The organism is Mycobacterium sp. NPDC050041 (assembly GCF_049541695.1).
Taxonomy (GTDB): domain Bacteria; phylum Actinomycetota; class Actinomycetes; order Mycobacteriales; family Mycobacteriaceae; genus Mycobacterium.
This window is the reverse complement of record NZ_JBMVDG010000002.1, coordinates 94,721-105,923: the sequence shown is the minus strand read 5'-3', so window position 1 is coordinate 105,923 and position 11,203 is coordinate 94,721. Positions and strand designations below refer to the sequence as shown.

The window sequence follows — 11,203 nt, the reverse complement described above, 5'->3', positions numbered from 1 at the left end:
GGATCATGTGTCGGATGATCCTCCACCTCACGACATCCATACGGGCAGGCACGATCGTCGCCGCGACCCTCGTGGCCGTTGCCGCACTGGGACCGACGGCACCGGCCACGGCCGCACCGGCCGCGGGCGCCGAGGACGACGCGGCACACCACTCCGATGGCACGAGCAGCGCACGGATGACCGTCAGGCGCCGCGCGGTCGAATACGAGTACGAGTACGGCTTCATGCCCACCAACGAGCCGCCACCTCCACCGCCACCGCCACCGCCACCGCCGAAATAGGTGGCGAGAACCGGTCCTGTCAGAGGGTCGCCGACGCCTGCAGGACCGCGGCATCTGCGCCGGCCCGCCGGGCGAAGAAGGTCGCGTAGAACGCGATGCCGAAGACCACCAGGGCCCCGATGACGAGTGGCCCGAACAGCAGCGGGTAGCGCGCCATCTCCTCGGCGAAGTACCGGCAGCACACCAACAGCACCGCCAGGAACGCCGCCCCGGAGGCGACCAACGGCACCCGCATCCGTGGCCGGCCCGGAACCGGTTCGCGCAACGCCGACTCGACGGTCAGGCACAACACCGCGCCCGCGACGAGGTCGACGCCGTAGTGGTAGCCGAAGCCGAGCGTCGCCGAGACGGTGCACACCAGCCAGAACGTCCCGCCCCACCGCAGCCACCGTGGTCCGCCACGGGAGTGGATGAAGACCGCCAGCGCCCATGCCGTGTGCATCGACGGCATGCAGTTGCGCGGAGTGGAGCCGTCGAACGCGAACGCCTCCGGCGTGAGGACAGGCGGCAGCACATGCGGCCAGTAGTCGCCGAGCTGGAAGCCGTTGCCCGAGCTGCCGAACGCGAACTCCGGTCCGACGATCGGGAACAGCACGTAGATGGCCGGTCCGATCAGGCCGAGCACCAGGAACGTCCGGATCATGAAATGCCGCGGCCACACGCCGGTGCGGACGTTGCGCAGCTGATAGAGCGCGACGATCATCGCCGCGAAGGGCAACTCGATGTACACCCAGTGCAGCACCGCGGTGAGGACCGGGCCGCCCGCCTCGACGACCTGGCCCATCAGCCACGACGGTTGACCGAGTGCGTGATCGGCCATCAGGGCGTACTCGTCGAGCACCGCAGGCCGGAGCGCCGCGGTGATGCTCAACCAGGCGTCGCCGGCTTTCGTGGCCAGAACGAGCAGGGCGCCGAAGGCGATACCGCGCAGCGCGTTGGCGCGTTCGACGCCGCGGAAGTTCCGCAGCGCCACCACGGCCAGCCCGGTGAGCACGATGATCGGTCCGTTGCCCACCGTGAGCACACCGCCGCGCAGCACCCGTTCCAGCGCGAACACCACGTCGAGCCCCGCGGCCAGCGACAGCACCAGGATCCGGTTGCGGTTGGACAACCCGACGATCGCCACGCCGATGGCGACCCAGCCCACCGTGACGGACTTCGGGGTGGCGACATAGTCGCTGATCAGGCTGTGCAGCGGACCCTGGAACCCGACGGCCACCGCGGCGACCTGCAACCCGATCAGCAACAGCGCGACCGCCGCGACGGCGATCAATGCCCAGGTGCGCGCCGACTTCACCGGCAACCGCAGTCGTCGCGCGTCGCCGATGAACACCCGATGAATATTAAGTGTCAGGTGGGCGGCACGGTGCGCGGACCCGAAGAAACATCCGGATCGGATGCCTTACCCGACGGCTAGAAAAGCCTTCCCGTCGTGGACGGAACTCTGGCTTTCGCGCGATTACGCACGCGGCGCCGCACGAAGACCATTGATCTCACGCCCACGCAGACGACCTGAGGAGTCCGAGATGACCACGAACCGCCGCCCGATCCTGCACTGGCTCACCGCTCGCCTCGCGTCCTACCTCGAGGTGCCGGCGACCACCATCAGCCCGATGGTCCCGCTCGCCGAGATGGGCGTCGACTCGGTGCATGCGATCAGCCTGGTCGGGGACGTCGAACTGCACTTCGACATCGACGTCGACCCGACGATGATCTTCGACTACCCGACCCTGTCCCACATCGCCGACTTCATCGGCAGCGCCGTCGCCGAGCAGCAGCAGGCAGTGGCGTAGCCGCGCCGCGTCATCTCGCCCGCCATGTCGTTGACAACGGCAAGACATTTGCCGAAATTGACCCGCCCGCAAGCGCCTTCGACGGCATCGGCCCTGCAATTGAGGGTTGTGGAACGGTGCGCCGAGGACGATCATCGTCACTGCACTGGTTTGCTGATTCTGGCTCACCCCGCAGGAGCCTCATGAGGACGTCGCACACCACGGATCTCGTCTCGCACCTGCGGTCGCAGTTCGAGGCCCACGCCGACGACCGCTGCTTCACCTTCCTCGACGAATCCGGTCGACACCTCGTCCCCGAGGTGACGACGTTCGCCGACCTGGACCGTGATGCGCGCGGACTCGCCGCCTGGCTGGTTTCACAACCGGAGGCCGAGCGGCCCGTGCTGCTGTTGTTCGAGCCGGGCATCGATTTCTGGCGGGCGTTCCTCGGCTGCATCTACGCGGGGGTGATCGCGGTACCCACGCCGCTGCCGGTCGATCAGCGGAGCATGAAGCGGGTCGCGGGGATCCTCCGCGATGCGGACAGCAGCCTGGCGTTGACCACGGAGAAGCTGCGTGGGCTGCTCACCGCCGGGATCGAAGGACTCGACCTGGCCACACCACTGCGCTGCGTGGCCACCGATGACCGGCGGCTCGCCGATGCGGACGCGTGGACGATGCCGGACCTCGCCGCCGACACCGTGGTGTTCCTCCAGTACACGTCCGGATCGACCGGCGACCCGAAAGGCGTCGCCGTCACCGACGGCAATGTGGTGCACAACGAGACCGCGATGTCCGAAGCCGTCCGCGCCGACGCGGCGTCGGTGATGGTCGGCTGGATCCCGCACTGGCACGACATGGGGTTGATGGGTCAGATGCTGGCGTTCTTCAACGGCGCGGACCTCGTGACGATGTCGCCACTGGCCTTCCTCAAACAACCCGTCCGGCTGCTGAAGGCGATCAGCGACCACCGCGGAACCATGACCGCCGCACCGAATTTCGCCTACGACCTGATCGCGCGCCGGGTGACACCGGAGCAGCTCACCGGCCTGGACCTGTCGTGCTGGGAGGTCGCGCTCAACGGTGCCGAGCCCGTTCGCCGCCGCACCATCGAGCGGATCACCGACCTGCTCGCGCCGGCCGGCTTCGCCCATGCGGCGATGCGCCCCGCGTATGGCATGGCCGAGGTGACGTTGATGGCGACGTTCAGCAGCGACGGACCGCGTCACCTCGACGCGGATGTCGACGCCCTCGAACAGCACCGGTACGTGCCCGCCACGGGCCGCGCGGTCGCCCTGGTGAGCTCCGGCCCACCGGCGCCCGGTATCGAGGTGCGGATCGTCGATCCCGAGACCGCGCTCCCGCTGCCCGAGGACGCCGTCGGCGAGATCTGGCTGCGCAGCCCGAGCGTGGCCAGCGGGTACCACGGCCGTCCGGTGCAGACCGCCGAGCAGTTCCGCGCCCAGACCGCCGACGGCGAGGGACCGTACCTGCGCACCGGCGACCTCGGCCTGCTGCACGACGGCGAGCTCTTCGTCACCGGGCGCCTCAAGGACCTGCTGATCGCCAACGGCCGCAACCTCTATCCGCAGGACATCGAGGAATTCGTCCAGGACGTCCACCCGGCGGTCGCCGGATCACGCGGATGCGCGGTGTCGGTCGACGTCGACGACGCCGAACGCCTGGTGCTGATCCAGGCCGTCAAGACCGAGCTGCTCGGCGACACCACCTGCGAAGAACTCGCCGCCGCCATCCGGACCGCCGTGGCCCGCGGCTTCGACATCCCTGCTCCCAGCGTGGTGTTCGTCGAACGCGCCGGAATCCACCTCACCACCAGCGGGAAGGTACAGCGCGCGTCGATGCGGGCGGCGTTCCTCAAGGGCGAACTCACCGACGTCATCCACCAGGACCATCCGCGATGACCGACATCGCCGTCGTCGGCCTCGACTGCCGCTTCCCCAAGGCGGAGGACCCCGCCGCGCTGTGGCGGCTGCTGCTCGACGGCGCGGACGGCATCGACGAGATCCCGGCCGAGCGGTGGGACGCGGCCGGACTGCTCGAAGACGGCGCCGTCAACCACCGCACCGGCGGTCTGATCGACGATGCGGACGCCTTCGACAACGACTTCTTCGGCATCGCGCCGCGCGAGGCGGAGGCGATGGACCCGCAGCAACGGCTGCTCCTGCAGACGGCGTGGCGCGCCCTGGAATCCGCCACCCTCGACCCCCGGGGGCAGGCCGGTTCCGACACCGGGGTCTTCGTGGGGGTGATGGCCAACGAATGGGCCCATCTGCACATGAGCGACTACCGCACCATCACCGCGCAGGACGGATCGGGCAACGGCTACTTCATGACCGCCAACCGGCTCTCCTACCAGCTGGACCTCAGGGGCCCGAGCCTCGCCGTGGACACCGCGTGTTCGTCGTCGCTGGTCGCGGCACACCTGGCCGTCCAGGCACTGCGCAGCGGCGAGTGCGACCAGGCGATTGCCGGCGGGGTGAACCTCACGCTCACCCCCGCCCTGAACGTCTTCTACACCAAGGCGGGCCTCGCCGCGCCTGACGGCCGTTGTAAACCGTTCAGCGGCAAGGCAGACGGGATCGGCCGGGGCGAGGGCGTCGCCGTCGTCGTCCTGCGCCGGCTGTCCGACGCACACGCCGCGGGGTTGCCGGTCTACGCCGTCATCAAGGGCAGCGCGGTCAACAGCGACGGCCGCAGCAACGGCATCACCGCGCCGAACCGATGGGCGCAGCAGCAGGTCGCCGCGACGGCCTACCGCGCCGCGGGAATCGAACCCGCGCAGATCAATTTCATCGAAGCGCACGGCACCGGGACCCTGCTCGGCGACATGATCGAGGCGAAAGCGCTTGCGCACGCGCACCGTTCGCGCCGTGACACGCCTGTCGCCATCGGGTCGATCAAGGGCAACCTCGGCCACACCGAGGGCGCAGCCGGCATCGCGGGCCTGCTCAAGGTCGTGCTCAGCCTGCACCACCGGGTGGTGCCGCCGTCCCGCTTCGCCGACTCCGAGAACGCACAGCTGCGGCTCGGCGACGGCGGGCTGCGGATGCTCACCGAGCCGTTGGAGCTGCCCCCGGAGACCACGATCGCCGGCGTCTCCAGCTTCGGTATCGGCGGCACGAACTGTCACATGGTGCTCGCCTCCGCGCCGCAGGCCGACCCCGTGCCGACGGCCACCGGAACCGGAATCCTCACCCTCTCGGCGGGATCGGCAGACGACTTGCGCCGCAACGCATCTCTGCTGGCCCACGACATCGAGAACAGCACCGCTCCGCTGGTGCAGCTGTGCTGGTCGACCAACCGCATCAAGGCCTCCGGCAGGACCCGGCTGGCGATCGTCGCCGCCGACCGTGCCGAGGCCGTCGCGGCACTGCGCGGGGACTACGCGATGGGCACCGCCGCCCACATGTCGGCGGGCTGGATGTTCAGCGGCCAGGGCACCCAGTACCCCGGCATGGCGACCGCCCTCTACGACACCAGTTCGGTGTTCCGTGACGCGTTCGACGAGGTCGATGCGTCGATGACCCCGCACCTCGGGACATCCCTGCGCGACGTGATGGCCGATGCGGGCGTCGATCGCACCGAGTTCGCCCAGCCCGCGATCTTCGCGCTGCAGTACGCGCAAGCGCATGCGCTGCTGCGGCTCGGCGCGGAACCCGCGTGGCTCCTCGGGCACAGCATCGGCGAGTACACCGCCGCCGCCGTCGCCGGGGTGTTCAGCCTCGACGACGCGTGCCGCCTCATCGTCGCACGCGGCCGTCTGATGCAGCAGCTGCCTGCGGGCGGCGGCATGCTCGCAGTCCGGGCCGGCGCCGGCGACGTTTGCGAGTTCCCCCTCGACCTCGCCGCGGTGAACGGGACCGCCGAGATCGTGCTGTCCGGTGCGGCGGAGGCGATCGACGACGCCGCGAGCACCCTGGAACACGCGGGGATCACGGTGCGCCGGCTCAATGTGTCGCACGCGTTCCACTCGCGGCTGATGGACCCGATGACCGCCGAGTTCGCCGAGGTCGCCGCGTCGTGCTCCTACGATCTGCCCGCCGTCCCGGTCTTCTCCACACTGCACGGCCGGCTGCTCGGCGACGACGAACCGATGGATGCGGCCTACTGGACCGCCCACATCCGGGCCACCGTCCGGTTCGCCGACGCGGCCGCCGAGGCGATGCGGGCCGAACCCACACACCTCGTCGAGTTCGGCGCCAGGCGCACGCTCGGCCCGATGATCACCCGATCACACGAGGGCGCTCCGCCCGCCCTGGCCGTCGGGACCGACCTCACCGGAGCCGTCGCCGCGCTCTACCGGGACGGCCTAAATCCCGACTGGAAGCTGTTGTATCCCAGTGATGCTCGGGTGGCTCACCGCCTCAGCGGCTACTCGTTCAGCACCGCCCATCGGTTCTGGATCAGGCAACGGACCGCCGGAGACGTCGAACCGGCGCACGCGACGACGAAGGGTTCGACGATGGACGATCTCATCGCGCTGTTCCGCGAGCAGGCCGCCGTGCTCGCCGCATACGGACAGGGCACGGTGCCTGCCTCAGCGCCGACAATGCCTGTCCCGCAGCAGAGTCCGACCGTCGACACGACGGCGATCGTCCGATCCGAGATCGCGCGCGTCAGCGGGTTCCCCGAGCAGAATCTGCGCAGCACCCACACCATCGTCGGCGACCTCGGCTTCGACTCGATCATGGTGGCCGACGTCTTCAGCGGGCTCGCCAGAAAGCTCCCCGGCGTGGCGATCGACCCGGCCGGATTCAGCCCGGCCACCACCCTCGCCGACGTGATCGGCATGGCCGGCGGACAGGACGCGCACTCACAGGCAGCGACCCCGGAGGCGCCTGCCGTCCGTCCGCAGTTCCGGATCGGCGAGTTCGAGGAGGTGAAGGCGCTGGCCGAGCGGTTCGCGTTCGGCGCGGCCATCGGCGTCGACAACCCCTACTTCAGAGTCAACGACGGGGTCACCCGCGACACCTCGATCATCGACGGTGCGGAGGTGATCAACTTCTCCAGCTACAACTATCTGGGCATGTCCGGCCACCCCGCGGTGGCCGAGGCGGTGTCGGACGCGGTGCGCCGGTGGGGCAGCTCGTGCTCGGCGTCCCGGCCGATCTCGGGTGAGAAGCCCGTCCACCGCGAACTGGAACTCGAGCTGGCGGAGCTGCTCGGCACCGAGGACGCGATCGCCCTGGTCAGCGGCCACGCCACCAACGTCACCGTGATCGGGCACCTCCTCGGGCAGGGCGACCTGGTGATCCACGACAGCCTCGCGCACGACAGCATCATGCAGGGCTGCATCCTCTCGGGAGCCACGCGCCGGCCGTTCCCGCACAACGACCACGCCGCGCTCGACGAGCTGCTCACCGGCATCCGTCACCAGTACCGCCGCGTGCTCGTCGTCATCGAAGGCGTCTACAGCCAGGACGGCGACATCCCCGACCTGCCCGCCTTCATCGACGTCAAGCGCAGACACCAGGCGCTGTTGATGATCGACGAGGCGCACAGCATCGGCGTGCTCGGCGAGACCGGCGGCGGCATCGGCGAACACTTCGGCGTCGACCGCACCGACGTCGAGTTGTGGTCCGGCACCATGTCGAAGTCGCTGGCCGGCTGCGGCGGCTACGTCGGCGGCAGCCGGGAACTGGTCGAATTCCTCAAGTACACGACGCCGGGTTTCGTCTACAGCGTCGGCATGCCCCCGCCGACCGCGGCGGCCTCACTGGCCGCGATCCGCACGATCCGCAGCGAGCCCGAGCATCTGCGGCGGCTGCGCGAGCTGTCCACACTGTTCCTCACGCTCGCCCGGGAGGCCGGCCTCGACACCGGCGACAGTGCGGGCACACCCGTCATCCCGTGCATCGTCGGCAACTCGGCCACGGCGCTGAAGCTGTCGAACGCGCTGCTGGGCCGCGGCATCAACGCCAACCCGATCATCTATCCGGCTGTGCCGGACGACAAAGCGCGACTGCGCTTTTTCGTCACCAGCTGCCACTCCGACGAGCAGATCCGCTACACGGTCAAGGCGCTCGCCGAGGAGCTCGCGTTCCTCACGGAAGCTCCCTGAGGGCGGGTGGCACGATGCGGCTGTTCTGCTTTCATCACGCCGGTGGCGCCGGGGCGATGTTCGACGGCTGGAACAAGGCGCTCGGCCCGGCGGTCGACGTCGTCGCGGTGGAGGTCCACAACCGCGAGCGATTCGCCACGCTGAGCCAGCTGGTCGACCACATCGACCAGCAGTTGCGGCCGGCACTCGACGGCCCCCACGCGTTCTTCGGCCACAGTTTCGGCGCGTTGGTGGCCTACCGGTTGGCCTGCATGCGCACCCGGTCGGGTGCACCGGCTCCGCGTGCGCTAGTGGTGTCCTCCTTTCCTCCGCCGCACCTGCCGGCACCGATCCCGCACCACCTCGACGATCACCAGATGACGGCGCTGCTCTCCGATCTCGGCGGCATCCCGCCGGAGGTCGCCGAGTGGCCCGCGCTGCGCGACGGCGCGGTCAGGGCGGCCCGAAACGACTTGCGGCTGTGCAGCACCGACGACGGGACCCGGCCCGTGGTGCTCACGTGCCCCATCCACGCCTTCGGCGGCAGCGACGACCCGCTGGTCACGGAATCCGATCTGCACGAGTGGAGTTCGCACACGACGGGTGCCTGCTCCGTGCACATGCTGCGCGGCGGTCACTTCTATCTCGATGACGGACCGCCGCTGTTCACCGCCCTGCTGCCCGTGCTGGCCAGGCTCCCGGCCGTGAGCCAGACATGCTGACCCGGCTGGCCGTTCTCACGGTGCGACGGCCGAAGCTCATCCTGCTCGCCGTCCTCGCACTGCTCGGCGTCAGCCTCGTCTTCGGCGCCACGGTGTCCCAGAAGCTCGGCGTCGGCGGGTTCGTCGACCCGGCCGCGGAGTCGTCACAGGTCGCCGAGTTCCTCGACCAGAACTTCCCCACGACACCGAATCTGGTGCTGGAGGTGGTCGCCCGTGACGGCGCCGTGGACGGTCCCGACGTCGCGGCGGCCACCGACCGGGTGCGTCAGGTCGTCGAGGCCGAACCGGCGGCGAAGGTGGTCGGCTCGCTGAGCCGGCCGTCCGCCGTCCTGGTCCACGTCGGCGGCACCACCGACGAGGCCACCAAGACGGCGATCCGGATCATCGACGAGCTGGCCGCCGACGACGCGGCGGGCGACGTGCGTGCGGGCGGCCCGCTGGGTGTGTCGGTGGAGATCGAGGACCGGGTCAGTAAGGACCTCGTCGTCAGCGAGAGCATCGCGCTGCCCGTCCTGCTCGCCGTGCTGGTGATCGTCTTCGGCGGCCTCGTCGCCGCATTCCTCCCGCTCGCCATCGGCATCACGTCGATCGTGATGACGCTGCTGGTGTTGGCGATCATGGTCACCGTCACCGACGTGTCGGTGCACGCGCTCACCGTCGCAACGGCATTCGGGCTCGGGTTGTCCATCGACTTCGGCCTGCTGATGGTGTCGCGGTTCCGCGAGGAGCGCGCACTGGGCAGGGACCACGAGGCGGCCATTGTCGCCACGGTCACCACGGCGGGCCGGACGATCATCTTCAGCGCCGCGACCGTCACCCTGGCCATGTCGGGGCTGCTGGTGTTCCCGCTCTACTTCCTGCGGTCGACCGCACTCACCGCGAGCGCGGTCGTGATCCTGTCGGCGCTCAGCGCGATCGTCGTGTTGCCCGCGCTGCTGGCCCTGCTCGGGAGACGCATCGATTCGCTGGCGGTCATCCGGCGGAAGGTCCCGCTGTCGGCGGAGTCGGCCTTCTGGCGACGATGCGCCGAGGTGGTGACGAGAAGGCCGCTGCAGTGCGCCCTCCCGGTGATCGCGGTGTTGCTGGTGCTCGGCATCCCCTTCCTCGGCGTCCAACTCGCCATGCCCGACGAGCGCGCGCTGCCTGCCGATTCCGATGCCCGACTGGTGGCCGAATCGCTACAGGAGGACTTCGCCGCGGACAGCTCGCAGGCGGTGACACTGCTGGCCCGCAACGACATTCGTGCCCTCGACGAGCTGGCCGCGTCGGCGTCGGCGATGGACGACGTGGTGCGGGTGGTCGCGCCCGGCGGCACCTACGAGCGCGGCGAACGCATCGCCGGTCCGGCGCCGGGCTTCGAGAACGACGGCGCCGCCTACGGACTGGTCTATCTGTCGGTGGACGCCCAGTCCGACGCCGCTCAGCAGGTCGTGCACGCGATCCGGTCGGACGCCGCCGAGCGCCAGATACAGGTCGGCGGACCGACCGCCACGCTGATCGACACCAGCGCAGCGGTCGGGGACCGTCTTCCGACGGCGATCCTGCTGATCGCGCTTGCCACGTTCGTGCTGCTGTTCCTGTTCACCGGCAGCATCGTCGTGCCGTTGAAGGCGCTCGTGCTGAACCTGCTGATGCTGAGCGCGGTCCTCGGCACGATGGTGTGGATCTTCCAGGACGGGTATCTGGCCCCGCTGCTCGGGGTCACACCCGCGCCGCTGAACCTTTCTATGGTCGTCCTGCTGTGCTGCATCGCCTTCAGCCTGTCCGTCGACTACGAGATCTTCCTGCTCAGCCGGATCAAGGAGGCCCGCGACGCGGGGATGTCGAACAACGACGCCATCGTCGTCGGCCTGGCGCGGGTGGGCCGGATCATCAGCAGCGCAGCGCTTCTGCTCACCATCACGCTGTTGTCGTTCGCCAACGGGCTGTCGTTCATGAAGATGTTCGGCATCGGCACCGCGTTGGCGATCGTGATCGACGCCACCGTGATCCGTGGTGTCGTGGTGCCCGCGTTCCTCCGCGTCGCGGGCGATCTGAACTGGTGGGCGCCGGGGCCGCTGAAGCGGCTGCACGCCCGCATCGGCTTCAGCGAGGCCCCGGCACCTGTGCGGGAGGAGGACACGCAGCGACTTCCGCCGGTGCGCGCACCCGAGCCGCAGACTGTCCGGCTTCCGGCGCCGCCACGCGACGAGGACACCGAGCGGCTACCGCCGAAGCGCGCACCGGAGCCCGACACCGTCCGGCAGCGGGCGCCCGTAGTACGGGGCGACGAGGACACCGTGCGACTCCCGCCGGCCGGTGGGCCGGAATCCCAAACGGTGCGGCACAGGGCGCCGAGGGTGCCCCGGCCGCCTCGATGAGCGGGCA

General features: G+C 69.6%; 7 protein-coding genes. 6 read left to right on the top strand and 1 reads right to left on the bottom strand.

Features of this window, described 5'->3' with window-relative positions:
• Window positions 1-14: 14 nt before the first annotated feature.
• Window positions 15-281 carry a hypothetical protein gene (locus ACPCHZ_RS05790; protein WP_423483891.1) on the top strand — a complete coding sequence of 89 codons (267 nt, stop codon included), beginning with the start codon at window positions 15-17 and terminating at the stop codon, window positions 279-281.
• Window positions 282-300: 19 nt separating this feature from the next.
• Here the strand turns inward: ACPCHZ_RS05790 and ACPCHZ_RS05785 are convergent, their stop codons facing one another.
• Window positions 301-1,590, bottom strand: coding sequence for a DUF5933 domain-containing protein (locus tag ACPCHZ_RS05785; protein WP_423484652.1), 1,290 nt, complete (start codon window positions 1,588-1,590; stop codon window positions 301-303).
• Between the two features lie 217 nt (window positions 1,591-1,807).
• On the opposite strand from ACPCHZ_RS05785, the gene ACPCHZ_RS05780 reads away from it, so the two are divergent.
• The 5 genes from ACPCHZ_RS05780 (at window position 1,808) to ACPCHZ_RS05760 (ending at window position 11,196) form a co-directional block, all read left to right on the top strand.
• Window positions 1,808-2,074: an acyl carrier protein gene (locus ACPCHZ_RS05780; RefSeq protein WP_364982905.1), complete on the top strand. Its 267-nt coding sequence runs from the start codon at window positions 1,808-1,810 to the stop codon at window positions 2,072-2,074.
• Window positions 2,075-2,256: 182 nt separating this feature from the next.
• A complete protein-coding gene (locus tag ACPCHZ_RS05775) occupies window positions 2,257-3,975 on the top strand; it encodes a fatty acyl-AMP ligase (RefSeq protein WP_423483890.1) in 1,719 nt (572 codons plus the stop codon).
• On the top strand, window positions 3,972-8,135 hold the full coding sequence (locus ACPCHZ_RS05770; protein WP_423483889.1) for a type I polyketide synthase: 4,164 nt from the start codon (window positions 3,972-3,974) through the stop codon (window positions 8,133-8,135). The genes ACPCHZ_RS05775 and ACPCHZ_RS05770 overlap by 4 nt, the downstream gene beginning before the upstream one ends.
• Before the next feature lie 14 nt (window positions 8,136-8,149).
• Window positions 8,150-8,836 (top strand): thioesterase II family protein, encoded by a 687-nt coding sequence (locus ACPCHZ_RS05765; protein ID WP_423483888.1) that lies wholly within the window; start codon window positions 8,150-8,152, stop codon window positions 8,834-8,836.
• Complete coding sequence (locus ACPCHZ_RS05760; RefSeq protein WP_423483887.1) at window positions 8,830-11,196, top strand: MMPL family transporter; 2,367 nt, start codon at window positions 8,830-8,832, stop codon at window positions 11,194-11,196. Before ACPCHZ_RS05765 ends, ACPCHZ_RS05760 begins: the two co-directional genes overlap by 7 nt.
• The last annotated feature ends 7 nt before the right edge of the window (window positions 11,197-11,203 follow it).

Bases quoted from the DNA above. Each gene is read 5' to 3' on its own strand.
- ACPCHZ_RS05760 (WP_423483887.1), top strand. From the start codon at position 8,830: ATGCTGACCCGGCTGGCCGTTCTCACGGTGCGACGGCCGAAGCTCATC.
- ACPCHZ_RS05780 (WP_364982905.1), top strand. From the start codon at position 1,808: ATGACCACGAACCGCCGCCCGATCCTGCACTGGCTCACCGCTCGCCTC.
- ACPCHZ_RS05790 (WP_423483891.1), top strand. From the start codon at position 15: ATGATCCTCCACCTCACGACATCCATACGGGCAGGCACGATCGTCGCC.
- ACPCHZ_RS05770 (WP_423483889.1), top strand. From the start codon at position 3,972: ATGACCGACATCGCCGTCGTCGGCCTCGACTGCCGCTTCCCCAAGGCG.
- ACPCHZ_RS05765 (WP_423483888.1), top strand. From the start codon at position 8,150: ATGCGGCTGTTCTGCTTTCATCACGCCGGTGGCGCCGGGGCGATGTTC.
- ACPCHZ_RS05775 (WP_423483890.1), top strand. From the start codon at position 2,257: ATGAGGACGTCGCACACCACGGATCTCGTCTCGCACCTGCGGTCGCAG.